This is a genomic window from Phyllobacterium chamaecytisi (genome assembly GCF_020164455.1).
GTDB classification, from domain to species: Bacteria; Pseudomonadota; Alphaproteobacteria; order Rhizobiales; family Rhizobiaceae; genus Phyllobacterium; species Phyllobacterium chamaecytisi.
Window position 1 is genome coordinate 523,491 of the sequence record NZ_JAIQWW010000001.1, and the last position, 23,997, is coordinate 547,487.

The following is a 23,997-nucleotide window of genomic DNA, read 5'->3' on the forward strand; positions in this document are numbered from 1 at the left end:
CACGTTCACGCGGCCCGTGATGTGGCGGGCGGCGCGAGGCAAGCGCCTTCAGTTCCGTCATACAGCAGATCGCCTGTATGAACACAAGAATGCTGCTTCCAGCATCCAGCTTGAAGACCGGCTGGGTGTTCGCCTGCTCCTGCGCTCGACTCACGGTCTGACGCCGACAGAAGCCGGACGGAGCTTCTATGAACACGCGAGGCGCTCTATCGCGGCGGCGGACGAAGCCGATATGGCGGCCCGCGGCGCGGGCGCTAATTTGTCGGGCCGCATCCGCATCTGTGCGGCCGTGACCTTTGCGCGGCTGCATGTGGTGCCGCGCCTTGGCGCTTTCCTGGCCGAGTATCCGTCCCTCGACGTCGACATTATCCTCGACGATCGGAACACCGATCTGATCGAGGGTGGCATAGACATAGCCTTGCGTATGGGACAACTCACGGATTCGAGCCTGACCGCCAGGAAACTGGCCCAGTGCAAAAGATTGGTTCTTGGCGCGCCGTCTTATTTAGAAGCAGCAGGCGAGCCGCTTATACCGGCAGATCTCGCCGGGCATCAGACGATCGTCTACGACCAGCGCGGGGGCGGGGCAGCCTGGACGTTCCAGCAAAACGGCAGGCAGGCATCCGTTACAGTGGGCGGCCGTGTCCGCGTCAACGCGGCAGAGGGCATCCGGGAAGCCGTGCTTTCCGGACTTGGGCTCGCCATCGCATCCGAGTGGATGTTCTCGCCGGAGCTCGAATCCGGACGGGTACGGCCTGTGCTTCAGGATTGGTCATTGCCCCTGCTTGACCTGTGGGCAGTATTTCCAACCGGGCGGCAGGCAAGCGCCAAGGCCCGGGCCTTTGTCGACTTCATCGAAAGGCAGCTGGTGGAAGCTGCACCCCTGTAGCCAGACGTTGTCTCACGACGATCCAACGCCAAGCTCACTCAGCAATAATCCATCAGTTGAGTCTTAATTTCTGCATCAGACCGCACCAATGATTGGGGGTGACAAGGTCTCTTCCGGACTGATGCAGAACGGCCATGCCTCGGCCGACATTTCACCCGCTGCGATGCTTAAAAAAGAGGCTCGGCGGAGTACATTCTGGTCGCACACTTCAACGCCGAGCCTCATGCCACTTAGGGTGGATGGCACAAGCGAATTATGTAATGATTTCCAAAAGATAACAATTAATCCGGGGCTCGACAAATTTGATTATGACCAAAGACCTGAAGGATAAGTGACCTTCGACTATATCCGCCGTTCGGCCATTGCGCTTGGACTGGATTACGTCAGGCCGTTGATTTGCAACTGAACAAAGCCCGACCCTCCGGAACGCAAATAACCGGAGGATCGAGCGTCGGTTTGGTCTGCTGTGAAAAAGAAGCGGTATCCTTTAGCAGGCCTTGCCGGCCCGGGGGAGGTGCCGGCGCTCCTAAAATACTCTCAAAATGGCAGTGGCAATATGGACCAAATGCCTACGAGTGATCAGACTAAGGTCCGGTTTTGCACATTCTAAGGTCTGACGCTGATCGGGGGCTGGTGAGGCCCGGCGCCCTCCTTGGGCTCGGATGATGGACGCCGGGTCCTCTGTCGACTTGGCGGTCGACTCCCCTACACAACACATCATTCAGGGATCGGTTCTACAGGAAAAGCGATGTGATTTGTTACTGTAGCGGACGGTCTCGGGGCCAGTGAGGCTCGGCCCTCGAAGTGTGCCACATACGACCGAACCTCACCTGCGGATCTGTGACCCGACGATGAATTGTCCGCCCGCAGACAATACGTGTCAAGCTGGGTCTGGCGGAGAGATCACTAGCCCCTTGGAGTGATTAGCGCCCGGCTACTAGCCAGAGAGATAATTGAACAAGATGAAGTTATTTGATCGCCGACTTGGTGCTGGTTTCGACGCCCTGTGCCGCCAACTGCTCATGAGCGCTGGGCTTGAAGCGGGCTTCAATATCCAGGTAAGTCGAGTAGCCGACGCCGATCAACAACATTATGGCCACGCCATAGTCGCAGACCTTTACCAGGAATGACCGCGTGCGTCTTTCTTCAAAATCATAATAGTTTCGAGCTCTTCTCATGGCCCCACCCGGTCTTTTTCTTATTATTGGGCGAGGATTCTACTCCTGAGGATAGTCCCAAGCAATTCACCACCGGCTAATCAGTTGGAATGACGATCCTGCTGACCGAGAGCTATAAAAAGAGTTTTAGGCTGCAATCAATGATATGTGGCTTTGCGATCCAGGACGATTTCGTGATGGGCCGCAATCGTCGCAATAATCTCAAAGTCGCGCACGCCCGCATCGAACAGTTTCATGATGTGGCGTGCCAAGCGATCCGCATTTTTGTATGACACCGGCGGCTCGCCGAGAAGGTCGCAAGCCCTGATGTGAGCGTCCTCCAAAATGCACCAATCGTCTTCGTCATAGGTGAGTTTTTCAAAGAGATGCAGGGACATGATGGCTCCTCCTCTCACCATCAATGGCGGGAGCACTTGTGCGTCTCTCAATCGCTGGTGTGCCGTTGACAGACCCCTCGACGGACACATTAAAAAACTCGCTTGAGCCGGCGTCAATAGTATGTCTGCCGGTAGACAATTACATCAGCAGCGCTGGTGACGTTGCTGCGTCGGGCTCCATGCGGTAACCTTCATCCTTGCTCAATCTGCGAGTGCCGGTGATGAAACGTGGCCTCATTTTCGGTTTAGCCCTGTGCGGCGGTCTGCTGGGCGGCGCTGTTTTTATTGCCGGCCAATCCAGTGTTTCACCCAAGGCAATAGAGACATCGGTCAATCGTACACCGGAACTTCTAGGGCGTGCATGGCGCCTTCCGGTCGCCGCTACATTCAACTCAGACGTCACCTGGCAGACCAATGGTTCCCGCTGTGGCCCGGCAAGCATCGCAAATGCCTTCCGCTCCATCGGCGAGGAGGAAACCACGGAAGCGCAGGTCCTCGAAGGCACGGGCAAATGCTGGACAGGCTTCTGCATCATCGGGCTCACGCTGGACGAGCTCGCCGAAGTCGCGCGCGCCCATACCGAGCGAAAAGTCTCGGTCATTCGCGACCTGACCGCCGAGCAGTTTCACGAGCATATGAAACACGCCAATGATCCGGATCGCCGCTACATCATAAACTTTACCCGGGAAGAGATTTTCGGCGGCGGCGGTGGTCATCATTCGCCCATCGGTGGATATCTGGAGGCGGAGGACACGGTTTTCGTTCTCGACGTGAACGAAAATTATAAGCCTTGGCTGGTCAAGAGAGAACGTTTGTTCAAGGCAATGGATACGTTCGATGGCGACAGGAAACGCGGGCTGCTACTGATACAATAAACAAAACTTGCTCTATGCCCATTCAACCCACAGCGTTTCGCGTTTCGACATGTCGAGAACCGTTGCGTGACGGTCGAGTATTGCCCGCAGACAAGGACCGATCCGCTCTTCCGGCATAGGTTCAAAGCCATATTTACGAAACCACGGGCCGTTCCAGCGCGGTGCCCGGAAGGTTGTCAGCATAACGCCGGATAGTTTTAACTCCCTGGCTCTGGATTTGGCCATATCGAGGAATGCTGCGCCGATGCCGTGCCCGGAGAAATCGGCAGCCACCATGATATTGGCAATGTACATCATGCCGTCCAGCGGTTGCATCAGGACATAGCCAACACATTCACCGTCAACTTCGGCGACGACTGTTTCACCACTCAGAAAACGTTCTGCGGCGATAGACGGAGCGTCCACCACCATCTCGAGACCGTCCCATCCGGCATAACGCAAGCGCGCGGATTTCTCGATCGATCGCAACGTTTCGATCTCTTCAAAGCGAAATGGTCGCAGGTTGAGGTCGTGATGGTCCATTGTTGAATTTCCCGACGCGCAGAATCATCGGAATCATAGGACTCGTTCATGACAGCTGCGCGTCGGGTAATTATTTTGGTGTAAGTTCTATGCGTTCGCCCGTCGATAGAACGCGAGCGAACCGGCGAGGGCAAGCAATGCACCGCCGCAGATCCTGTCGAGCCAGAGCGCGCCGGATTTCTTCAGCAGGCGCACTGCACGCGAACCCAGAACGGCGTAACCGAACATGACGGCGAAATCGATCAGCGCGAAGGTCACCGCCAGTGCCAAGTACTGCGGAAACTGCGGCAATTCCGGCCTGACGAACTGCGGAAGAAACGCCGAGAAAAACAGATATCCCTTCGGATTTGTCACGGCGACAAAGAAACTCTTCAGAAATATTGCTCGCAATGACGAGCCTGCGCTGCTGCGTCCCGTATGCAAGACATCGAGCGTTCCCTTGGACCGCAACAGCATGATACCGAGGAAGGTGAGGTAGCCGACGCCGATCCACTTGACGATGGTGAACCAGAATTCCGATGCGGCAAGGAGTGCGCCGAGCCCCAGCGCCACCGCACCGATGAGGACGAAATCCGACAGCACCGCACCGGCCATACCGAGACAAGCGGCCTTGATTCCGAAACGCGAGCCGTTCGTCAGCGCCAGCAGCACGGTCGGCCCCGGTGTCGCAATGCCGATGAATGACACCAATGCAAATGCCAAAATCGTCAAGTTCGTCATGACCCGCTCCCGATCAAGTGCTGTTTGCCAGTCCACTAGCGTCAAACATCATTCTCTTTTTTCAGTTGTCAACTCAAGGCGGTGGTCGCGGATTATTGGTTCGCCATTGATTTGCCGTCCCTTGAGGCGGTAATGAATGGATCACTCATACAATCGCGGAGTCGCCTCAAAAGAATCGATGGAAACCAAAGCCAACTATCTTCTCGTTACGGTTTTCAGCCTTGTGGTCTGCGCGCTGGCGTTTGGTTTCTTTTACTGGGTCGGTCGTTATGGCGATACGCGGGAAACGTCGACGCTGGAAATCAGGGTTCCAGGTTCCGTCACGGGTCTGGCCGCGAACAGCCCGGTATTCTTCAACGGCCTGAAGGTCGGTGAGGTGAAGCGTCTCTTTATCGATTCGACCAATCCGGACGCCGTTATCGTTCAGACCGCGATTGACTCGACTACGCCGATCACGCGCTCGACCGTGGCAACGCTTGCCTTCGAAATATTGGCCGGACAGGCGCGTATCGAGTTGACGGGCGGTAAGGCCTATGAGCCCAGGCTTTTGGAAGAGGCGGACAAGGAGGACACAATCGCGCGTATGGACGTCGATCCATCGTCGCTGAAGACGCTGGTACAGACTGCGCAGGACTGGATCGACCGTGTCGACAAGGCGACGACCGCCACCGAGGAATATGTCGCGAAAACGCGTGGGCCGCTGCTTGCGAGCATCCAGCAGGCCAAGGAATTTACCGACGGCCTTGCCGGCAAAACCGAAATGATAAACGAGTATGGCCAAAAGGCTCGCAGCGTCGGAGAACTCATGAATGACGCGCGCGACGTCATCTCGCGGGTGAACAAGTCCTCTGTGCGCGTCGATGAAACACTGGCCAAGGTCGACAAGCAGCTTTCGGACGACAAGGACAGCACGGCCAGCGAAATACGCTCCAAGCTTCAATCCTATCAGCAGCAAGCCAAGAACTTGAATACCCAGCTCGTCGCCGTCCTCAACAATCTCGGCAATTTGACGGGTCAACCGCTAAAAAATGCGCAGCGCTTCATCTCGAATAGCCGGCGCACGGTCGAAGGCATTGATCGCAGCGTTTCCGAAATCGCGGAGGATCCGCACAATTATTTCTTCGGGCCCACCCGTACTGCCCCCGAATACGAAGCACCGCGATAGGAATTTTAGGAAAAATACATTCCCACAGCATAGCTGCCGACGGCCAGGAGAACCATGATCATCGCTGGCGGCCAGTACAGATAGAACTTCATTCCATTGTCGGCTGCGTACCCGTTTTCATCATTCGATGGGGCATATGTCATTGTTGCAGGGGACTTCGCCCTCTTATTGAAGCTCGTTAACGACACAAGAATTCACCTTCCGAACTGACGGCCTAAATACAAGACAATTGGTATGATGATCAAAAAGATTATGAGATAGCCCCAGATGGACGTCATGTAGGGCGCATAATCCTCCTTTTCTTTTTTTTCATCCTCTTCCATTGGTGCCTCCCACATCTGCCAATGAAAACAGTGATTAAGAGGACTTCGAGCCGCGATAAACTACGGCTTTGGTCGCATCAGGCCATAGCGGCGGTGCGAAAACAACTTAGTAATAATGGCTATATAACTAGCTCGAAAGCACTTCATAGGATCAATCCCCATCGATGAGCCTCGATAATGATGCGGCGAGTCCGCCATACAGGCAAGCCGTATGAACTGATGCGTCCTTCAGCAGACAAAAGTGACAAGGTAAACACAGAAAGATCGCTGTAGCCCGGCCACGGCGATCTTCATGTCAATTCTACCGTGACTTCCGTCGTGGGCTATTTAGTATGCTGCTTAAAACGCCGATGCGCAAAACCGCCTTTGGCTCGTCTCAAAATATCCGAAAGCCTGTTGGGGCTGGTAGGCTTGTTTGGCATTTCTTCGCGGACTTTTTGTAGAATCTGCGGTGTAGCGCAGCAGGCATTGTGGGGGGTATGAAGCGTCACGTCTCCCATTTGTCACTCCCTTAGAAGAACAATTGACCTAGCGGGCTTATCCGAAAGGCTGAAAGCAAACTATTCGCTTAAGCTAATAGGTGTACGCTTAGTTTTGCGGTTATTCAACTGGATTTGCAGCGTCGGGTGATCGTGTCTGCGTTTGCAGATCATCAACATGCTGTGAAACAAGCGGCGTTGCTTGAAAAGGGCGCCGCTTGCACCTGTTTTCGCAGGTCTGAAGGCTTCAGCTCTTAGGCGTAAATCGGGCGAAACCGTCGCAACGAAAGAAAGCCCGCGATGACGAACAACACCAGCAAAATACCCTGCGCAATCGCGAACGGAGGTTCTGACCCTGTCGGAGCAAGTGCGTTGAGTGCGGGTATTTTCTGGAAAGACTGTGCAATGAGAACAAAGCAATTCAGATAGAGCGACACAATGGCGCTGACCACATAGACCCAGCGCCAGGAACCGGCGAGACGGTAAACATAGAGCGCAGCGATCGCCGCGATGAGGAAGATCATAGATATGATACCCACCCCTATGGCCGGCGTGAAGCCGCTATAGGGAAACAGGAAGCCGGTTACGCTCGTGGCTACTGTCGTTATCAGGAAGATCAACGTCCAGCTTTCCTTCCTGTCGGAGCCAATAAGACCCGCCAGAACAACCAGCCCTGAAACAATACCGATCAGGCTTAGAATCACATGGAAAAGTGTAAACGGCGTCATACCGAAGATCATGATCGTGCCCCCAAGTTGCGATCCGTCCATATGTTCAATCCGGACGTGGCAACACGAAACAACGTTTGCGGCCGATTGTAAATCCGTCTGCCAGATGAGAAAATATGAGAAAATTATTCAATAATTCTTCAAGCAAATCAACGAATGGTGGGTTATCCGGTGCATTTGCGGCGATCTATAGACCGCGTCATTGAATCGGCCTGTCCCTGCAAGGCGCCGGCCTGTTTCTGGTTGGCCGTGCGATAATCGGGCAGGAAGGGACCGAAGCCGGTGACCACGTTCGGGTCCTGGTAGCCGCGGCCATTGGTAAGCCGGCTGATCTCGGCCACAGCCTGGTTGCGCTGCGCCACAAGTGCGGGGCAGGCGACATTGTCATAACGCAGGGATGAAATTTTTTCATTATCAAGCTGGCTTTGAATGCCTGCGCAGCCCGAGAGCAGTGCGGAAAGAATGATCACCTGAAGGTGCCTTGTCGTCATGTGCCAATATCCTCGATAACGAATAGGGGACATGAATGCGGCAATGGCGCCAGTTTGGCAAGATGGATGCGAAAAATGCAGCATCCACTTAGTGATTCGACGTCAGTCGATCAGCAGGACGCGCACGCTTCCCTGGTCGAGGGGGATGTCCAATACGTTGACGATTCGTGGCTCGGCGTCAGTCAGCAAGACGCAGCGGCGATAATATGTGGCGAGATAGCGGACGAAGCTCGAACCATGATCGCGGTGATAGAGTTCCGGCGAAAGCACTGCATAAATTGGAATATTGCGCTCCATGAGCCCGGTCATGGACAGGCAGGCGATCGCCTCATAGCCTTCGATATCGATCCATACGAGACCGATCTGTTCCAGCGGAACGCATGCGTCCTGCAGGATGGTTTCGACCGTACTGATCGGAGTTCTGGTCTTGGTATCGTTGGGCCGTTGCTGTTTCATGCCGCTTCGCTGCCTGTCGTCGCGGCCCACGTAGAAATTGGTCATTCCATCTATGACGCCAGCTGCACATGGATAGCAGGAAACCGTGTCCCGCAGATCATTGTCGTCGACATTACGTTTCAAGGCCGCAAAATTGCCCGCCTCCGGTTCGACGGCGAGTACGCGCGCAAATACGCCGCATGTTGCCATCTCGACGGTCTGCACTCCGGATCCGGCACCGAGTTCCAGCAATGTCGCATTATCGCGAAATGTGCCCGTTGTGCTCAGGATATGACAAACTTTCGCGACTTCGCTTTCGGGGAGCTCACCAAAGTCGATACGCCTGTCCGAGGCACTGCTGAGCTCGCTCCATGCGGCTGCTTTGAAAGAACGAAAACGCCCCGCAAGCGGCTGGATGCGAGCGGTCAAATAACCACCGAGACGTTGTACGAAATTACCCGAAAAGTCTGGTCGCGGCTCAAATGCCGCTGTGCGTTGGAAATAGGTCATTGAAAAAGTCCAGTTCAAAACAATGATCGATAAAAGCAATATGTGGTTCTTGTTAACGTTACAGGTCGTGTCAGTCAAACCAGCGCAGCTCAATAATTAGAGCTATATGAAAAATTCTAACAAAAAATACAGTATATTCAACGGTATGGCCGACTATTCGCAGTTCTTGGTTGAATGAAAGAGCTTAAAACTGTAGCGAAAACTCGATTTAATCAAGAATGACTAGTAAAATGGTATGGTATAGCAGTTTAGGCTTGCGATAAGTGCCTACTCGCCCTTATGATTCCACTTCCGGGAGCCCCCGGCAGTTGCAACACAAGAGTGAGGAGACAGGAATGCCTGGTTTGCTGCACCCACTTCATGAGGGCCATGCGCCCATCATATTGCACAATGCCTTTCAGGATGCGATTGACGCCTTGGAGGATTGGGAACTCGGCAGTGACGAGCCCCAGATTGACGTCAACGAGAAACGGGTCCCGATCAGTGCTGTGTTCCGGCGTCTATGGACCTGCACGGATATCCTTCCCGCACGCACGCTTGCCGTCGTGGAGGATTTGTTGCCTTTGCGTTCAGCCGAATTCAGAATCGGATCATCGACCTATGCCGATGCCGCCCATAGTCTTTGGCAGTTGAGCATGCAGAAACGCGCTGCAACTAACGAGATACGCCAGTAAACTGGAAAATGGTTTTGTGAAAATCACCCGCCGGCCAAAACCGGCGGGTGATTCTTGTTTGTTTAGCCGCCGTTCTTGGCCAGCCAGGCTTTCATTTGTTTGATCTCGCTTTCCTGTGCTGCGATGATCGTTTCGGCCAGTTTGCGGATCTCCGGATCCTTGCCGTATTCCAGCTCGACCTTGGCCATGTCGATGGCGCCTTGATGATGCGCGATCATACCCGACACAAAATCCTTGTCGGCATTGCCGGTAAAGGGAATTGCCATGTCCTTGTGCATTTTCGCATTGGCCTCGGCAAACGCCTTGGAGGATGCGCTTTGATCGCCTTTGGGCATCGCCATCATGTCATGCTGTTTGGTCTTGTGCGTTGTGTGATCCTGCGCCAGCACCGGTGAGGTAAAGGCGAGGGCGCAGACCAGCACCGCACTGTGAATATATGTGATTTTCATCGTTGATCTTTCCATGGGCCAGTCAAACCGGCGCAGGCTGTGGCCCGCTCACCTGCGCGTAAAAACGAAAGGAATGATCAATTATATGCGGGGAGGACGCGGGAGCGGCGCATTGTCGAGCGCGACAAGCGGCAATTCTCCGGCTCGCGGAATGACGATCTTGGGTTGCGGGATAACCGGGACCACAAACGAGATTGCCGGTACGCCGATACAGGCCGCACACACCGCTGGATGCTGTTGTTTGGCGTCCCCCGGGCAATGATGTTTGCCGGCGCAGTCATTGGAATGATCAACATGGCCAGACGCCTGCGAGGACTCGGTCGCAACATCCTGCGAACCCAGTTCTGCAGCCAGACGGGCGGGCGCCGCAAACACCGGAACCCAGCCAATGCTGAGCGCGGTCAGAAGAGCGAGGATTGCGGCGAGCCTTTTCATTTGCCCCTTATAGCGGTCAAGTCACCGGGATTGAAATCACCTTGTATTTATCCGCGTCAAACCGTCTTTGCTGCGGCCAGTCCGTTTTCAATGTCGGCAATAAGATCGGCCTTGTCTTCAAGTCCGATCTGCAGCCGGATGACCGGTCCTGCATAGTTCTTGCCCGTAATCTCCCGGCCGCCGAGATGGACATGCAATGCGAGACTTTCATATCCACCCCAGGAATAGCCCAGGCCGAAAATCCTCAATGCGTTGAGGAAGGCTTGTGCCTGTGCAACTCCGCCCTGGATGACAATCGAAAACACGCCGCCCGCACCACAAAAATCGCGTTTGAACAAGGCGTTTCCCGCATGGCTCTCAAGACCGGGATGCAGCACCTCGATGACACCGTCCCGCGCCTCGAGCCATCTGGCGATTTCCAGCGCGCTCTCCGCATGCCGCTCCATGCGCACGCCCATGGTGCGCAGCCCGCGCAAAACCTGATAGGCATCGTCACCGCTCACGCAAAGCCCGAGTGCGGAATGCGCCGCATCCAATGTCTTGAAGCATTTCTCATTGGCCGAAATGGTTCCCATCAGGATGTCGGAATGACCGGCAGGATATTTGGTCGCCGCATGGATCGAGATGTCGACGCCATAGTCCAGCGCCTTGAAATAGATCGGCGTCGCCCAGGTATTGTCCATCATGGCGATGGCATCTGCCGCATGGGCCTTTTCAACGATGGCCGGGATGTCCTGGATTTCGAACGTGTTGGAGCCCGGTGATTCGGTGAAGACGACACGGGTGTTCGGCTTGATCAGTTTCTCGATGCCAGCGCCAACCAGCGGGTCATAGAATTCGACCTCGATACCCAATCGCTTCAACATGGTTTTGCAGAAATGGCGGGTATTGCCGTAGCAGCTGTCGACCATCAGCAGATGATCACCCGGCGAGAGGAAAGCCAGAAGCGGTACCGTCACTGCCGCAAGACCCGAGGGAACGAGAACTGTTCCGGCAGAGCCCTCCAGTTCATCGATCGCGCGGCACAAAGCATCGGTGGTCGGTGTTCCATGCGTGGCATAGGTATATTGCTGGCTGTGATTAGCCATGGTTTGCGCATCCGGAAACAGCACAGTCGACGCATGCACGACCGGCGGATTGACGAAGCCGTGATAGTCGCGTGGATCATAGCCACCATGGGCAAGCCTCGTATTGATTCCGGCTTGCGCCACCTTGCCCGGTTGCTTCTCCATGAGATCGTCTCCATATTTTGTGTGCCTTGTCAGAGACCGTTTGAAAATTCATCCCTGATGTGTCAGCTGAGGTGGTTTTCGAGAACCGGAGCGCAGCGTACACATCGTACGTCAGCACCGGAAGCGCAGAAAATCGTATCAGATGATCGTCGGGGGTGAATTTGCAGACGGTGTCGCAGACGTCGATAATGCCACCGCGTGCTTGTTGCAACAGGAGAGCAGGCTGATTGACTGGAAAGACAAGATGACGAAGCCACGCAATCAGCGGCAAACGCAATCCGCCTTGGGCCGGGTCGGTCAGTCCGTTGTCCGCTTTCTGCGCCGCATCAATTCTCCCGCTTATCCGGGTTCTCCGCCCGCGTGGACGAACGGCATGTTTATGGCTGTCGTTCTCATCTTCTTCCTCATTCTGCTGATTCATCCCTATGACGCGCTCCTGTCGCGCACGCTGTCGACCTATGAGCCCCTTAATGGTGTGCGGCATCTGACTGATATCGGCCTGTCGCAATGGTATCTCATTCCGGCTTTCGTCATCGGCGTGTGCCTGATCGGCATCGATTGGGGGAATATTGCCCGAGACCGGCGTATCCGCTTTGGCCTCGTCTATGCACAGGCGACCTTCGCTTTCTGGGCCATCGCTTTATCGGGGATCCTGACCAATATTGCGAAGTTTCTTATCGGCCGGGCGCGCCCAAAATTCATCGATACGCTGGGGGCCAATAGTTTTTCACCGTTCGAAGCCGGATATAATTTTGCGAGTTTTCCATCTGGTCATTCAACCACGATGGGCGCGGTTGGTGGTGTACTGGCTCTGTGGTTCCCGCGCTGGCGCATACCAATCATCCTGGCGACGATGTTCATCGCCTTGACCCGCGTCTTTGCCCGCGCTCATTATCCGACAGACGTCGTGGCCGGTTATACACTCGGCTTTCTGTTCACGATTGTGCTCGCCAGATTCCTGGCCGGACGCCGTACAGCCTTCGTCTTCGGGAAAAGCCAATTCTGGCCGGATATGCGGTTCAGCGAGCGTTTTTGGTAACAAAACGCAGGTCTGAACAACAAATGATCCAAAAATCTCTTCGAGAGCAGTCGAAAGTCTAACATTGCTATAATATTGAGCAAAGATTACCGCTTGACCAAAGCGTCAGAATGGCCTTCGATAGCTGCGTGAATGGGAGACATATTGGGCCCTTTTTTTGGGGGCGTGGGGAGCGATCCGCCAATATGATTTTTCCTCTGTGGGAACTATGGGCACCAACCTAAAGGGTCAAATCGTTATGAAAAATCTTGTTTTGAAGGGCGCTCTGGCAGCCTCGGCGTTCGTCCTTCTGGCGAATGCGGCCTCGGCTGCCACACTGGACGACGTCAAGAAGAAGGGCTTCCTCCAATGCGGCGTAAATACCGGCCTTCCAGGCTTCGCTTCGCCTAATGATAAAGGCGAGTGGTCGGGTTTTGACGTCGACTATTGCCGCGCAGTTGCTGCTGCCGTTTTTGGCGATGCGACAAAGGTCAAATTTACGCCACTGTCCGCGAAAGACCGCCTTCCCGCGTTGCAGTCAGGCGAGATCGACGTTCTCATCCGCAACACAACCTGGACTCTCAGCCGCGATACGCAGGGCTTTGATTTCACTGGCGTCAACTATTATGACGGCCAAGGGTTCATGATCAACTCCAAGAAGCTTTCCGGTATCAATTCCGCGCTTCAGCTCTCTGGCGCGTCTGTTTGTGTGCAGGCTGGCACGACGACAGAGCTCAACCTTGCCGATTATTTCAAGGCCAACAAGATGGAATATAATCCCGTCGTGTTCGAGAAAGTTGAAGAGGTCAACGCGGCGTATGATTCAGGACGTTGCGATGCCTACACGACCGATCAGTCAGGTCTATATGCATACCGCCTTGCGCTCACGGCGCCGGATGATCACATTGTTTTGCCTGAGATCATTTCAAAGGAGCCACTGGGACCTGTCGTACGCCAGGGTGATCCGCAATGGGCTGACATTATTCGCTGGACTCACTATGCCATGCTGACAGCCGAGGAACTTGGCATTACTCAAGCCAACGTTGATGAAGTCAAGAACGGCGATAATCCGGAAATCAAGCGTGTTCTTGGCCAGGAAGCCAATACCAAGCTTGGCACCGATCTTGGTTTGACCAATGATTGGGTTGTCAACATCATCAAGGCCGTCGGCAATTACGGTGAGGTTTTCGAAAAGAACCTCGGTTCCGGAAGCCCGTTGAAGATTGCACGTGGTATCAATGCTCAATGGAGCAAGGGTGGTCTGCAGTACGCAATGCCGATCCGCTGATCGGCCCCGCTAAATTTTGAAAATCGGGTGAGGAGGCTTGGCCTCCTCACCTACCATAATAAAAAATAATAAGAACAAGCATTTAAAAGAAATGAGGGGTCAATGGCATCGCAGGATATTACGCCTGTCGGCAAAGACAGCGCCAAAGTATCACTTTTAAACGATCCGAAAGTCCGCGGTTACATCTTTCAGGCGGTGGCAGTGCTTGCAATAGCAGGTCTCGGCTATTGGATCGTCGACAACACAATTGCCAATCTTCAACGTGCTCGCCTGGCAACGGGGTTTGGATTTCTCGATGGCCGCTCAGGCTTCGATATCAGCAGTAGCCCATTTCTGGCCTATTCGAGTGACTCGACCTATCTAAAGGCTTTGATGGTCGGCTTTCTCAATACGCTGACCGTTGCTTTCGCCGGGATCATCACTGCGACGATCCTCGGCTTCATCATCGGCATCGGTCGCCTTTCGCACAATTGGCTCATCCGCAAGCTTTGCACCGTCTACGTGGAAGTTTTCCGTAACATTCCGCCATTGCTGGTCATTTTCTTCTGGTATTTGGGTGTTCTGTCGGTGCTTCCGCAGGCTCGGCAAAGCATCACGCTGCCATTCAACATGTATCTGAACAATCGAGGCTTCTTTTTCCCGGCACCGGTGTTCGGGGACGGCGCTTGGCTTGCCGGTGTTGGTCTCATTGCCGGCATCGTCGGGGCGCTTCTTGTTCGGCGCTGGGCACATAAGCGGCAGATGGCGACTGGCCAGCAATTTCCAGTCGGTTTGACCGCATTGGCTCTCATTGTTGGTTTTCCGCTGCTAGCCTTGGCCATCAAGGGTTTTCCGCTGTCATTCGACTACCCGGTTCTCGGCGCCTTCAATCTGAGGGGAGGCTCTCAGATTGGTCCTGAGTTCATGTCGCTCTTTCTGGCCTTGTCCTTTTACACTGCTGCCTTCATCGCCGAGATCGTCCGCGCCGGCATTCGTGGTGTCGGCAAGGGGCAAAGCGAGGCATCTCATGCACTTGGACTGCGGGCTGGTCCGACCACTCGCCTGGTGGTGGTGCCGCAAGCGATGCGCATCATCATTCCGCCGCTGACAAGCCAATATCTCAACCTGACCAAGAACTCGTCCCTGGCTGTCGCGATCGGATATCCCGATCTCGTCGCAGTCGGTGGAACGATCCTCAACCAAACTGGCCGCTCCATCGAAGTGGTGGCTATCTTCATGATCGTATATCTCAGCCTTAGCGTGCTGACTTCGCTCTTCATGAATTGGTTCAACGCCAAAATGGCACTGGTGGAGCGCTGATCATGGTGGATAGCAATTTAAGCTTTGTCCGTACCGAGATGCTTCAGGGACAGACACCGCCTCTGGCAGAGAGAGGCATCGTCCGATGGATGCGTATCAATCTCTTTGCCACGCCGATTGACGCCGCCCTGACCATTTTCGCCCTTCTGCTCATTGCGTGGTACCTGCCCCCGGTAATCAACTGGATGTTTGTCCAGGCGGCATGGGTGGGACCCGATCGGTCCGTTTGCGCGACAGTGGCGCAGGGCGGTATCCAACCGGAAGGATGGTCAGGCGCCTGCTGGGCCTATGTGAATGCCAACTTCAAACAGTTCATGTATGGGCCCTATCCGCAGGACCAGATTTGGCGGGTCAATCTCGTCGGCATCATGTTCGTACTGCTGCTCATCCCGCTGCTGATTCCCAAAGCACCATACAAAGTGGCGAATGCGATCACGTTCTTCTTCATATTCCCCATCGTCGGTTTTTTCCTGCTCGTGGGCGGCTGGTTCGGTCTTACCTACGTCGAGACACCATTATGGGGCGGATTGCTGGTTACGCTGGTCATATCTTTCGTGGGTATCTGTGTCTCCTTGCCGCTTGGAATCATTCTGGCGCTGGGGCGGCGTTCGCAGCTGCCAGTCATCAAGATGTTTTGCGTCATCTTCATCGAGACAATCCGCGGTATTCCGCTGATAACGGTCCTGTTCATGGCGAGCTACATGCTGCCGCTGTTTTTGCCGCCTGGCGTAACATTCGACAAGCTGCTGCGTGCCCTTATCGGTGTGGCGCTGTTCGCATCGGCCTACATGGCGGAAGTGGTGCGCGGCGGTCTGCAGGCGATCCCCAAGGGTCAATATGAAGGTGCCGATTCCCTTGGCCTTGGTTACTGGCAGAAGACGAGGCTGATCATCCTGCCACAAGCGCTGAAGCTGGTGATACCGAGCATCGTCAATACGTTCATCGGCCTGTTCAAGGATACGAGCCTCGTTTCCGTCATCAGCATGTTCGATTTGCTCGGAACCGTGAAACAGCACTTTTCCGATGCCAATTGGGCATCTCCGCAAACACCTATATCTGGCCTGATCTTCGCCGGATTTGTCTTCTGGATTTTCTGTTTCGGCATGTCGCGTTATTCCATATTCATGGAAAACCGGCTCGATACAGGACACAAACGCTAAGGAGCTATGCTTATGACCACTGAAAACATCATCGACCCGGAAGAAATCCATGTCGACCACTCGCTCCTCCATGTTTCAAAGACGGACGTAGCTGTTGAAATCATCAACATGAACAAGTGGTATGGCGACTTTCACGTTCTGAAGGACATCAACCTCAAGGTGATGCGCGGCGAGCGCATTGTCATTGCGGGTCCGTCCGGTTCGGGCAAGTCCACCATGATCCGCTGTATCAACCGCCTGGAAGAGCATCAAAGCGGTAAAATCCTTGTCGACGGTATCGAGCTCACCAGCGATCTGAAAAAGATCGACGAGGTGCGCCGCGAAGTCGGCATGGTGTTCCAGCACTTCAATCTTTTCCCGCATCTGACGATCCTCGAAAACTGCACGCTTGCACCGATCTGGGTGCGCAAGATGCCGAAGAAAAAGGCCGACGAGGTGGCAATGCATTTTCTGGAACGCGTCAAGATCCCGGAACAGGCCAATAAATATCCGGGCCAGCTCTCCGGGGGTCAGCAGCAGCGTGTGGCAATCGCCCGGTCGCTCTGCATGAATCCGCGGATCATGCTGTTCGATGAACCGACTTCGGCACTCGATCCGGAGATGATCAAGGAAGTGTTGGATACGATGGTCCAGTTAGCCGAAGAAGGCATGACGATGGTTTGCGTCACGCATGAGATGGGCTTTGCCCGTCAGGTCGCAAACCGCGTGATCTTCATGGATCAGGGTCAGATCGTCGAGCAGAATGAACCGATAGCGTTTTTCGACAACCCGCAGCACGAGCGCACGAAACTGTTCCTCAGCCAGATCCTGCACTAGCAGTCCTGGAACGAAATTTCCCGATTTATTGCGGCGGCCAAACCGGCCGCCGTCTCTTTACGATTTTCAATTCCAGATTTTTGACAAATCCATTTCATCGGAATTTTTATGACCGACGACGATCAAGAGACCGCCAGAGGTGAACTTAAAGAGCTCATTGCAATTGAAAAAATGCGCAATAATGAGATTCGCAAATACGTTGCTGCGGCGATTGACAGGCTTTCTACTGCAACTGCCGTGGTTGGCATTCTTGGACCGATTGTCAGCGTGGTCACAAATGGCGCGAGCGATCACACGTCATTCTTCTTGGTGTCGCAATCGGTTATTATTGTCAGCGGCGGGGTACTCTCGTACGGACTTCATCTTTATGGTAAAACGATATTGAGGCGGGGGTTACGATAATGCTGGCAAATACTATCTTCATTATATTCTGGATGACTGTTATCAGCGTTGGCGCGATTCTTGTTGCCAGACATGAGGTCAATCAGAGCCAGAAAGAAACCGATGATCGCATCGCCGAAATTACCCGCGAGTTGAAACGGCGTGGCACTCCGGCCGAATAGCACTCAAACCTGTTCTTTTCGTTCTTCCGCATCAAATCCGTACAGCCAGTCAAATCCCTCGATGAACTTTTCCACCGGACGGTTGCGCAGCAGGATATTGCGCGCAACGGCCACCGGTCCCTTTGCATGATAGGCCAGGTGGTTGAGCGCTCCGCGCCTGACAACTGCGCTGATACGTTTCGTCCGGGCTCTGCTGAACCGGGCGAGGGCAGATGGCCAGGCGGCACGATCCACGCTCAACGCGTCAGCCAGTGCGCAGGCATCTTCGATGGCCATCGCCGCACCCTGCGCCGCATAAGGTGTCATGGCATGCGCAGCATCGCCAATCAGCACCACACGCTCCTCGGTCAGGAACCGGCACTTCTTCATCTCGAACAGCCGCCACGGTGTCCAGGGACGACCCGCTCGCATGACATCGCGTAGTCCCACATGCCAACCGGCGAATTCCCGGATGAAATTCTGGCTCGGGCTCTCCGGATCGACAGGAACCGGCCATCGGTTGCCAGCTTGGCGGTCGGGCGCAACCGCTACGAAATTGAACATCTGGCCCGAACGGATAGGATAGGCGATCAGATGCGCGTTGGAGCCAGTCCAGGCGACGACGTTGACCCCTGGTGGCAACAATGTCTTGAACGATTCCGGCAGCTGATCGACCCCTAGTGATGATCGCCATGCAACCATGCCGGTATAACGCGCACGGTCCGCGTCGGAGACAGCGGTGCGCAGGTTCGACCACACGCCGTCTGCGCCGACCAGCAGCGCGCCGCGGTGTTCCTCGATGCGGTCATGATATTGCACGCGGACGAGCATGCCCTGGCTGTCTGCCTTGCGCTGCGTCACGGTCGACTGCAACTGTATGGCGATGTTGGGCCGGCTGCGCGCGAGGGTGAGCAAAGTGTTCTGCAAATCGGCGCGGTGACAAACGATATAGGGCGCACCCCAGCGTTCCGTCGCTTGTTCGCCAATCGGCAACCGCAGCAACTCGCCGCCGCTCGTTCCATCCTGCAAGCAGACGGCTTGCGGTTCGACGGATGCGTATTGCAGCTGTTCCATCGCGCCGAGCCGACCGAGAAGCCGTGTCGCGTTGGGGGAAAGCTGCAATCCGGCACCGATTTCGGCGAGCGCCGCGCTTTTCTCGAATATCTGGACATGAAAGCCCTTGGCGCTCAATGCAAGGGCAAGAGTGAGGCCAGCAATACCTGCACCGGCAATGATGATCTGATCAGGATTTGGTATTCGCCTGTTTCGTTCTGTTTTCAGATCGATGAGTGCTGCTTTCAAGCGGCCTTATCCACATAGGTGCAGCCCTCGGGAACGGTCACATCGGCGGCAAGTGATCCGTCATATCGATAAAGCGTAGAGCAATAGGGACACACCTTCTCATTGTCGTCGCCGAGATCGAGGAAAACATGCGGGTGGTCGAAAGGCGAATTGGCGCCGACGCACATGAATTCCTTCACTCCGATGGCAATGCTCGCATGTCCTGCGCTGTTCTGGAAATGAGGGATGCTGTGTCCAGCCATTATTCGCTCCTGAAATCTTCGCCAAGCGCGCATAGCGCCCATTCGTTTTGTCTTAAAACAAAAGGCGCGCAAAGGAAACGAGTTCTATGTCGCAGTATTTGTTTCTGCATTCGCGAAACAGTGCGAATCCCGGAGGCATCCCATCGGGAGGTCAATTATCCTCTCAAGTCGAGCTGCTTGAATGGTTATTTCAAAGTTAAGGCAGATCCCTTTTGCCGGGACTTTGGAATGGCTGCGTAGCCCGGGGAGACATATTCCACAATGCGAACATGACCATTGCGTTTGTTGTCGGGCCTTCGGGCCGCGTCTGTTACGACGGCGCGATCTGCGGGCACAATTGTCAGGCCGACGTTTAATGTTTGGGCATGCGCCGAAGGGATGCCAAAAGATGTTGCGATAAGGACGAAGGCACGAAGAACGGAAATAAATTTTTCCATAGCCGCTCCAGTGAAGTTCATGCATTCAAGCAAGAATTCCAATAGGTTAACGCCGATACGTTATCAAAAGTCCAATCAAAGGTTTGGGCATCGGATTAAACATTGCCCCCGGCCGGTCCCGGCCACGGGCATTCATTGCCCCGCTAATAAATGACCATGATCTCTGCGTATTGTCGAGTTAATCTGTCAGTTATTGTTAATGTGCTCGGGGCAAATTAGTTTAAATTTGATAACTATTTTAGCAGCTAAATAAGTTCAGAGAAGATCTATCGGTTCTGCTTTCTGCCGATGGATTTGGCCGAATTCCCCCCGCAGAACGATTCCATTCGGATGTTTTTCACTCTAGAGTGCGATTCAGCGGTATGATGACGATTTCAAGACGCTTGCTATCAAACTGTCAAAAGACTTGTCTACGGTGAGCGCCTTAAGGCCATTGCCAAAGGCGCCGAGGGGCTCCCATTTCAACAGGACATTTTTGTCGGAGAATACCAATGAACGAACAATCATCCGCGATTCCGGAAGCCCTGGAAAAAGTGGATACGACTGCGATTCCACAAGCCCTGGAAAAAGTGGATCTGGCGAATTTGCACACAAGCGTCGATCGCTTCGTTAACCGCGAGTTTTCCTGGTTGCAGTTCAATCGCCGCGTTCTGGAAGAAGCCGAGAACACGCATCAGCCATTGCTTGAACGTTTGCGTTTCCTCTCCATCTCGGCGGCCAATCTCGATGAATTCTTCATGGTGCGTATCGCCGGTCTTGCAGGGCAGGTGCGCGCTGGCGTTTCAGACCGCAGCGACGATGGGCGCACCCCCCAGGAACAGCTTGAATTCGTTCTCGATGAGGTCGTGAAGCTGCAGATTGCCCAGCAGCACCGGTTTGATGATTTGCGCGCGGAAATGCTGAAGGAAAACATCGAGATCGTTCGTCCGGACAGGTTGACCGCCAATGAGCAGTCCTGGCTGGAAGATCACTTCCTTGAAACCATCTATCCGGTTCTGACGCCGCTTGCCATCGATCCGGCGCATCCTTTTCCATTCATTCCCAATCTCGGTTTCTCGATCGCCATGCTCCTCAACCGGAGCACCGACAATCGTCCAATGACAGCCTTGCTGCGTCTGCCTCAGGCACTGAAGCGTTTCATCCAAATTCCGGACGACAGGGGACGTTTCCGTTTCCTCACGCTTGAGGATGCGATCAGCCTGTTTACCGGCCGGCTTTTCCCCGGCTACGAGGTTAAAGGTGCCGGTACTTTCCGCATCATCCGCGACAGTGATATCGAGGTCGAGGAAGAGGCCGAGGATTTGGTGCGCCTGTTCGAAACCGCGCTCAAGCGCCGCCGTCGTGGTCAGGTTATTCGCATCGAATTCGATGATGAAATGCCGGAATCACTGCGCAGTTTCGTCGCCACCGAGCTCGGTGTTCCCGATAATCGCATCAGCGTTCTCGATGGACTGCTTGCGCTCAACATGATTTCGGAAATCGTCAGCATCCCGCGTGCCGATCTGAAGTTCGTGCCCTATAATCCACGTTTCCCCGAGCGCGTGCGCGAGCATGGCGGTGATTGTTTTGCAGCTATTCGCGAAAAAGATATCGTCGTGCACCACCCTTACGAATCGTTCGACGTGGTCGTCCAGTTCCTGCGACAGGCTGCAGCAGATCCGGACGTCGTGGCGATCAAGCAGACCCTCTATCGTACCTCGAACGACAGCCCGATCGTGCGTGCGCTGATCGATGCCGCCGATGCCGGCAAGTCGGTGACGGCGCTTATCGAACTCAAGGCCCGCTTCGACGAGGAAGCCAATATTCGCTGGGCCCGCGATCTGGAACGTGCCGGTGTACAGGTCGTCTTTGGCTTCATCGAATGGAAGACCCACGCTAAAATGTCTCTGGTCGTGCGCCGTGAAGAGGCGAAGTTGCGCAGCTACGTGCATCTGGGGACGGGAAATTATCACCCGATCACCGCGAAGATCTATACCGACCTGTCATTCTTTACTTGCGAGCCGTCAATCGGCCGCGATGTGGCGCAGATATTCAACTTCATCACCGGCTATACGCCACCTTCCGGCGAGATGGGCATTGCCGTTTCGCCGATCTCGCTTCGCCCGCGCATCATGCAGCACATTGCCGAGGAAATCGCTCATGCCAAAGCCGGGCGGCCTGCTTCGATCTGGATGAAGATGAACTCTCTGGTCGACGCGGAAATCATCGACGCGCTCTATGACGCGGGCCGGCAAGGGGTAGAGGTCGATCTCGTCGTGCGCGGCATTTGCTGTCTGCGCCCGCAGCTTCCAGGCCTTTCCGACAATATCCGCGCAAAATCCATCGTTGGCCGCTTTCTCGAACACAGCCGCATTTTCTGCTTTGGCAATGGCGAAGCGATGCCGTCGGAAAAGGCACTGGTTTATTTCGGCTCCGCCGACATGATGACCCGCAATCTCGATCGCCGCGTCGAGACGCTGGTGCCGATCACCAATCCAACAGTGCATCAACAGGTTCTTTCACAGATTATGTTGGCGAACCTTCTCGACAATCAGCAGAGTTACGAGTTACTAGCAGACGGAACGTCACGCCGGATCACACCTGCTGACGGGGAAGAAGCTTTTAACGCACAGGAATATTTCATGACAAATCCCAGCCTTTCAGGCCGTGGCAAGTCGCTGAAGTCTTCAGCACCGCGATTGATTGCGCATCGCAAGCGGTCAAAGAGAAATAAGGCTGCATGATATCGGCTGCACAAGGACGCGTGCAGGGGCGTCAACCAGCTGCTGTCATCGATATCGGTTCGAACTCTGTACGTTTGGTGGTGTATGAAGGCGTAAACCGGTCTCCCACCGTTCTATTCAACGAGAAGATACTCTGCGGCCTTGGCAAGGGGCTGGCGAAAACCGGCAAGCTGAATGCGAAGGCCGTACAAAGCGCGCTGCGTGCTTTGCGTCGTTTTCGCGCGCTGGCCGATCAGGCCGGGGCAGTTTCGCTCGACGTTCTGGCGACAGCTGCGGCGCGCGAGGCCGAGAACGGCTCACAATTTATCCGGGAAGCCGAGGCGCTACTCAAGGAGCCGATAAAGGTTCTTTCGGGCAGGGAAGAGGCCTATTTCTCCGCGCTTGGCATTATTTCTGGCTTCCATGATCCGGACGGCATTGCCGGCGATCTTGGCGGCGGCAGTCTTGAGCTTGTCGATGTCAAGGGCAGGAAGATTGGTGATGGCATCACGCTGCCGCTCGGCGGATTGCGCCTGCAGGACATGTCCGACGGCGATCTGAACAAGGCTGTGGAGATTGCAAGGAAACATCTCGCCTCGGCCAAGCTGCTCGGCAATGGCAAGGGCAGGGCTTTTTATGCAGTTGGCGGCACATGGCGAAATCTCGCCAAGCTGCACATGAGCGCAAAACACTACCCGCTCCATGTCATGCATCATTATGAGATCCCGTTTGATGAAGCCCAACGCTTCCTCAAGCTCGTTGCGGCAGGCGATCTCGATTATATGCGCGGCATCGAGGACGTTTCCAAAAACCGCCGTTCGCTCCTGTCTTACGGTGCCATAGCCCTTCTCGAAACCATCCGGTTGATGCGGCCTTCCAAGGTCGTCTTCTCGGCGATTGGCGTGCGCGAGGGTTTTCTCTACTCGCTCCTGTCGGAGAGTGAGCAACTCGAAGACCCGCTGATCTCGGCAGCAGACGAATTGGCTATTCTACGTGCCCGGTCTCCGTCCTACGCACGGGAGCTGGCAGACTGGAGTGGGGAGGCATTTGCCGCCCTTGGCTATGAAGAAACCGAGGATGAAAAACGCTATCGTCGCGCCGCCTGTCTGGTTGCGGATATCAGCTGGCGCGCGCATCCGGATTATCGCGGAAGCCAGGCGCTGAACATGATTTCAAACGCTTCCTTCATCGGCATCGATCATCCCGGACGCGCCTATATCGCGCTCGCCAATTTCTTCCGGCACGAGGGCGTTTCCACTAGTGTTGCCGATCCGGAACTTTCTGCCATAGCCACGCCCCGATTGCTGGAATATTCGAAGATTCTTGCCGGGATCATGCGTATCACCTATCCATTTTCCGCATCCATGTCAGGTGTGGTCCCGAAGCTTTCCTGGAAGACGACGGCGGAAGGGCTCGAGCTTGTGATCGACAAGAGCAAGGCTGACCTGATCGGCGATGTGCCGGAAGGCCGTCTCCAGCAGCTGGCGCGGCTGACAGGCAAGAATATCAGGATGGTTATCAGCTAAAACGCTGACGGGAAGCGATGAGCATATAGCTACAACATCGCCTTTAGAGCCCGTTTGGAAAGTCGCTGCAGCGAGACATATGGCGTGGTTTTTGGGGTCGCCCTTGCGACGAGCGCAGCGTACTTTAAGGTACGTAAGCACCGGAAGCGCAGAAAATCGCGTCAGATGACCGCTGCAGTAGAG

General features: G+C 54.8%; 26 protein-coding genes. 13 read left to right on the forward strand and 13 right to left on the reverse strand.

Annotation, left to right across the window (positions count from 1 at the left end; all coding sequences use genetic code 11):
• Nucleotides 1–19 precede the first annotated feature (19 nt).
• Nucleotides 20–889, forward strand: a complete 870-nt coding sequence (locus tag LB462_RS02730) for a LysR family transcriptional regulator (protein ID WP_224505851.1) — start codon at nucleotides 20–22, stop codon at nucleotides 887–889.
• Nucleotides 890–1,857: 968 nt separating this feature from the next.
• On the opposite strand, the gene LB462_RS02735 is transcribed toward LB462_RS02730, so the two are convergent.
• Nucleotides 1,858–2,067: a hypothetical protein gene (locus LB462_RS02735; protein ID WP_224505852.1), complete on the reverse strand. Its 210-nt coding sequence runs from the start codon at nucleotides 2,065–2,067 to the stop codon at nucleotides 1,858–1,860.
• A gap of 137 nt (nucleotides 2,068–2,204) precedes the next feature.
• Entirely contained in the window at nucleotides 2,205–2,444 is a 240-nt protein-coding gene (locus LB462_RS02740) for a hypothetical protein (protein WP_224505853.1), read from the reverse strand.
• Nucleotides 2,445–2,665: 221 nt separating this feature from the next.
• On the opposite strand from LB462_RS02740, the gene LB462_RS02745 reads away from it, so the two are divergent.
• A complete protein-coding gene (locus LB462_RS02745) occupies nucleotides 2,666–3,319 on the forward strand; it encodes a phytochelatin synthase family protein (protein WP_224505854.1) in 654 nt (217 codons plus the stop codon).
• A gap of 12 nt (nucleotides 3,320–3,331) precedes the next feature.
• Here the strand turns inward: LB462_RS02745 and LB462_RS02750 are convergent, their stop codons facing one another.
• Nucleotides 3,332–3,841, reverse strand: a complete 510-nt coding sequence (locus LB462_RS02750; RefSeq protein WP_112530790.1) for a GNAT family N-acetyltransferase — start codon at nucleotides 3,839–3,841, stop codon at nucleotides 3,332–3,334.
• Nucleotides 3,842–3,928: 87 nt separating this feature from the next.
• Nucleotides 3,929–4,561 carry a LysE family translocator gene (locus LB462_RS02755; protein ID WP_224505855.1) on the reverse strand — a complete coding sequence of 211 codons (633 nt, stop codon included), beginning with the start codon at nucleotides 4,559–4,561 and terminating at the stop codon, nucleotides 3,929–3,931.
• Nucleotides 4,562–4,739: 178 nt separating this feature from the next.
• On the opposite strand from LB462_RS02755, the gene LB462_RS02760 reads away from it, so the two are divergent.
• Nucleotides 4,740–5,726 carry an MlaD family protein gene (locus LB462_RS02760; protein ID WP_224505856.1) on the forward strand — a complete coding sequence of 329 codons (987 nt, stop codon included), beginning with the start codon at nucleotides 4,740–4,742 and terminating at the stop codon, nucleotides 5,724–5,726.
• 1,056 nt (nucleotides 5,727–6,782) lie between these two features.
• Here LB462_RS02760 and LB462_RS02765 read toward each other — a convergent pair.
• From LB462_RS02765 to LB462_RS02775, 3 genes are all read right to left on the reverse strand, one after another.
• Nucleotides 6,783–7,298 carry a hypothetical protein gene (locus tag LB462_RS02765; RefSeq protein WP_224505857.1) on the reverse strand — a complete coding sequence of 172 codons (516 nt, stop codon included), beginning with the start codon at nucleotides 7,296–7,298 and terminating at the stop codon, nucleotides 6,783–6,785.
• 122 nt (nucleotides 7,299–7,420) lie between these two features.
• Complete coding sequence (locus LB462_RS02770) at nucleotides 7,421–7,747, reverse strand: hypothetical protein (protein ID WP_112530792.1); 327 nt, start codon at nucleotides 7,745–7,747, stop codon at nucleotides 7,421–7,423.
• Between the two features lie 102 nt (nucleotides 7,748–7,849).
• Nucleotides 7,850–8,692: an FkbM family methyltransferase gene (locus LB462_RS02775; protein WP_224505858.1), complete on the reverse strand. Its 843-nt coding sequence runs from the start codon at nucleotides 8,690–8,692 to the stop codon at nucleotides 7,850–7,852.
• Nucleotides 8,693–9,027: 335 nt separating this feature from the next.
• On the opposite strand from LB462_RS02775, the gene LB462_RS02780 reads away from it, so the two are divergent.
• Nucleotides 9,028–9,366 (forward strand): BRA0787 family protein, encoded by a 339-nt coding sequence (locus LB462_RS02780; RefSeq protein WP_210002175.1) that lies wholly within the window; start codon nucleotides 9,028–9,030, stop codon nucleotides 9,364–9,366.
• Between the two features lie 62 nt (nucleotides 9,367–9,428).
• Here the strand turns inward: LB462_RS02780 and copM are convergent, their stop codons facing one another.
• The 3 genes from copM to LB462_RS02795 all read right to left on the reverse strand — a co-directional run bounded on the left by copM (nucleotide 9,429) and on the right by LB462_RS02795 (nucleotide 11,482).
• Complete coding sequence (gene copM, locus LB462_RS02785; protein WP_224505859.1) at nucleotides 9,429–9,815, reverse strand: CopM family metallochaperone; 387 nt, start codon at nucleotides 9,813–9,815, stop codon at nucleotides 9,429–9,431.
• 81 nt (nucleotides 9,816–9,896) lie between these two features.
• Nucleotides 9,897–10,250 (reverse strand): hypothetical protein, encoded by a 354-nt coding sequence (locus tag LB462_RS02790; RefSeq protein WP_224505860.1) that lies wholly within the window; start codon nucleotides 10,248–10,250, stop codon nucleotides 9,897–9,899.
• A 56-nt stretch (nucleotides 10,251–10,306) separates the two neighbouring features.
• Nucleotides 10,307–11,482 (reverse strand): cystathionine beta-lyase, encoded by a 1,176-nt coding sequence (locus tag LB462_RS02795; RefSeq protein ID WP_224505861.1) that lies wholly within the window; start codon nucleotides 11,480–11,482, stop codon nucleotides 10,307–10,309.
• A gap of 244 nt (nucleotides 11,483–11,726) precedes the next feature.
• Between LB462_RS02795 and LB462_RS02800 the strand changes: the two genes are divergently transcribed.
• From LB462_RS02800 to LB462_RS02830, 7 genes are all read left to right on the forward strand, one after another.
• Complete coding sequence (locus tag LB462_RS02800; protein WP_224505862.1) at nucleotides 11,727–12,521, forward strand: phosphatase PAP2 family protein; 795 nt, start codon at nucleotides 11,727–11,729, stop codon at nucleotides 12,519–12,521.
• A gap of 238 nt (nucleotides 12,522–12,759) precedes the next feature.
• On the forward strand, nucleotides 12,760–13,788 hold the full coding sequence (locus tag LB462_RS02805) for an amino acid ABC transporter substrate-binding protein (RefSeq protein ID WP_112530963.1): 1,029 nt from the start codon (nucleotides 12,760–12,762) through the stop codon (nucleotides 13,786–13,788).
• Between the two features lie 102 nt (nucleotides 13,789–13,890).
• Nucleotides 13,891–15,087 (forward strand): amino acid ABC transporter permease, encoded by a 1,197-nt coding sequence (locus tag LB462_RS02810; RefSeq protein ID WP_224505863.1) that lies wholly within the window; start codon nucleotides 13,891–13,893, stop codon nucleotides 15,085–15,087.
• 2 nt (nucleotides 15,088–15,089) lie between these two features.
• Nucleotides 15,090–16,247 (forward strand): amino acid ABC transporter permease, encoded by a 1,158-nt coding sequence (locus tag LB462_RS02815; protein ID WP_112530800.1) that lies wholly within the window; start codon nucleotides 15,090–15,092, stop codon nucleotides 16,245–16,247.
• A 12-nt stretch (nucleotides 16,248–16,259) separates the two neighbouring features.
• Nucleotides 16,260–17,063 carry an amino acid ABC transporter ATP-binding protein gene (locus tag LB462_RS02820; RefSeq protein WP_304610438.1) on the forward strand — a complete coding sequence of 268 codons (804 nt, stop codon included), beginning with the start codon at nucleotides 16,260–16,262 and terminating at the stop codon, nucleotides 17,061–17,063.
• Nucleotides 17,064–17,171: 108 nt separating this feature from the next.
• Nucleotides 17,172–17,465: a hypothetical protein gene (locus LB462_RS02825; RefSeq protein WP_114429193.1), complete on the forward strand. Its 294-nt coding sequence runs from the start codon at nucleotides 17,172–17,174 to the stop codon at nucleotides 17,463–17,465.
• On the forward strand, nucleotides 17,465–17,626 hold the full coding sequence (locus tag LB462_RS02830; RefSeq protein ID WP_181872376.1) for a hypothetical protein: 162 nt from the start codon (nucleotides 17,465–17,467) through the stop codon (nucleotides 17,624–17,626). Before LB462_RS02825 ends, LB462_RS02830 begins: the two co-directional genes overlap by 1 nt.
• Before the next feature lie 3 nt (nucleotides 17,627–17,629).
• On the opposite strand, the gene LB462_RS02835 is transcribed toward LB462_RS02830, so the two are convergent.
• From LB462_RS02835 to LB462_RS02845, 3 genes are all read right to left on the reverse strand, one after another.
• Nucleotides 17,630–18,907 carry an FAD-dependent monooxygenase gene (locus LB462_RS02835; protein ID WP_224505864.1) on the reverse strand — a complete coding sequence of 426 codons (1,278 nt, stop codon included), beginning with the start codon at nucleotides 18,905–18,907 and terminating at the stop codon, nucleotides 17,630–17,632.
• Nucleotides 18,904–19,149 carry a zinc-finger domain-containing protein gene (locus LB462_RS02840; RefSeq protein ID WP_224505865.1) on the reverse strand — a complete coding sequence of 82 codons (246 nt, stop codon included), beginning with the start codon at nucleotides 19,147–19,149 and terminating at the stop codon, nucleotides 18,904–18,906. The genes LB462_RS02835 and LB462_RS02840 overlap by 4 nt, the downstream gene beginning before the upstream one ends.
• A gap of 185 nt (nucleotides 19,150–19,334) precedes the next feature.
• Nucleotides 19,335–19,586 (reverse strand): hypothetical protein, encoded by a 252-nt coding sequence (locus LB462_RS02845; RefSeq protein WP_224505866.1) that lies wholly within the window; start codon nucleotides 19,584–19,586, stop codon nucleotides 19,335–19,337.
• Between the two features lie 491 nt (nucleotides 19,587–20,077).
• Here LB462_RS02845 and LB462_RS02850 point away from each other — a divergent pair, with 491 nt between their 5' ends.
• Nucleotides 20,078–22,309, forward strand: a complete 2,232-nt coding sequence (locus tag LB462_RS02850; protein ID WP_224505867.1) for an RNA degradosome polyphosphate kinase — start codon at nucleotides 20,078–20,080, stop codon at nucleotides 22,307–22,309.
• The gene (gene ppx / locus LB462_RS02855) at nucleotides 22,306–23,814 is read left to right on the forward strand and encodes an exopolyphosphatase (RefSeq protein ID WP_224505868.1); all 1,509 of its coding nucleotides are present in this window, start codon (nucleotides 22,306–22,308) and stop codon (nucleotides 23,812–23,814) included. Before LB462_RS02850 ends, ppx begins: the two co-directional genes overlap by 4 nt.
• Nucleotides 23,815–23,997: the final 183 nt, after the last annotated feature.

Bases quoted from the DNA above. Each gene is read 5' to 3' on its own strand.
- copM (WP_224505859.1), bottom strand. From the start codon at position 9,815: ATGAAAATCACATATATTCACAGTGCGGTGCTGGTCTGCGCCCTCGCC.
- LB462_RS02780 (WP_210002175.1), top strand. From the start codon at position 9,028: ATGCCTGGTTTGCTGCACCCACTTCATGAGGGCCATGCGCCCATCATA.
- LB462_RS02845 (WP_224505866.1), bottom strand. From the start codon at position 19,586: ATGGAAAAATTTATTTCCGTTCTTCGTGCCTTCGTCCTTATCGCAACA.
- LB462_RS02750 (WP_112530790.1), bottom strand. From the start codon at position 3,841: ATGGACCATCACGACCTCAACCTGCGACCATTTCGCTTTGAAGAGATC.
- LB462_RS02770 (WP_112530792.1), bottom strand. From the start codon at position 7,747: ATGACGACAAGGCACCTTCAGGTGATCATTCTTTCCGCACTGCTCTCG.
- LB462_RS02850 (WP_224505867.1), top strand. From the start codon at position 20,078: ATGAACGAACAATCATCCGCGATTCCGGAAGCCCTGGAAAAAGTGGAT.
- LB462_RS02745 (WP_224505854.1), top strand. From the start codon at position 2,666: ATGAAACGTGGCCTCATTTTCGGTTTAGCCCTGTGCGGCGGTCTGCTG.
- LB462_RS02760 (WP_224505856.1), top strand. From the start codon at position 4,740: ATGGAAACCAAAGCCAACTATCTTCTCGTTACGGTTTTCAGCCTTGTG.
- LB462_RS02775 (WP_224505858.1), bottom strand. From the start codon at position 8,692: ATGACCTATTTCCAACGCACAGCGGCATTTGAGCCGCGACCAGACTTT.
- LB462_RS02765 (WP_224505857.1), bottom strand. From the start codon at position 7,298: ATGGACGGATCGCAACTTGGGGGCACGATCATGATCTTCGGTATGACG.
- LB462_RS02795 (WP_224505861.1), bottom strand. From the start codon at position 11,482: ATGGAGAAGCAACCGGGCAAGGTGGCGCAAGCCGGAATCAATACGAGG.
- LB462_RS02805 (WP_112530963.1), top strand. From the start codon at position 12,760: ATGAAAAATCTTGTTTTGAAGGGCGCTCTGGCAGCCTCGGCGTTCGTC.
- LB462_RS02735 (WP_224505852.1), bottom strand. From the start codon at position 2,067: ATGAGAAGAGCTCGAAACTATTATGATTTTGAAGAAAGACGCACGCGG.
- ppx (WP_224505868.1), top strand. From the start codon at position 22,306: ATGATATCGGCTGCACAAGGACGCGTGCAGGGGCGTCAACCAGCTGCT.
- LB462_RS02740 (WP_224505853.1), bottom strand. From the start codon at position 2,444: ATGTCCCTGCATCTCTTTGAAAAACTCACCTATGACGAAGACGATTGG.
- LB462_RS02815 (WP_112530800.1), top strand. From the start codon at position 15,090: ATGGTGGATAGCAATTTAAGCTTTGTCCGTACCGAGATGCTTCAGGGA.
- LB462_RS02820 (WP_304610438.1), top strand. From the start codon at position 16,260: ATGACCACTGAAAACATCATCGACCCGGAAGAAATCCATGTCGACCAC.
- LB462_RS02800 (WP_224505862.1), top strand. From the start codon at position 11,727: ATGACGAAGCCACGCAATCAGCGGCAAACGCAATCCGCCTTGGGCCGG.
- LB462_RS02730 (WP_224505851.1), top strand. From the start codon at position 20: ATGTGGCGGGCGGCGCGAGGCAAGCGCCTTCAGTTCCGTCATACAGCA.
- LB462_RS02810 (WP_224505863.1), top strand. From the start codon at position 13,891: ATGGCATCGCAGGATATTACGCCTGTCGGCAAAGACAGCGCCAAAGTA.
- LB462_RS02790 (WP_224505860.1), bottom strand. From the start codon at position 10,250: ATGAAAAGGCTCGCCGCAATCCTCGCTCTTCTGACCGCGCTCAGCATT.
- LB462_RS02825 (WP_114429193.1), top strand. From the start codon at position 17,172: ATGACCGACGACGATCAAGAGACCGCCAGAGGTGAACTTAAAGAGCTC.
- LB462_RS02755 (WP_224505855.1), bottom strand. From the start codon at position 4,561: ATGACGAACTTGACGATTTTGGCATTTGCATTGGTGTCATTCATCGGC.
- LB462_RS02840 (WP_224505865.1), bottom strand. From the start codon at position 19,149: ATGGCTGGACACAGCATCCCTCATTTCCAGAACAGCGCAGGACATGCG.
- LB462_RS02830 (WP_181872376.1), top strand. From the start codon at position 17,465: ATGCTGGCAAATACTATCTTCATTATATTCTGGATGACTGTTATCAGC.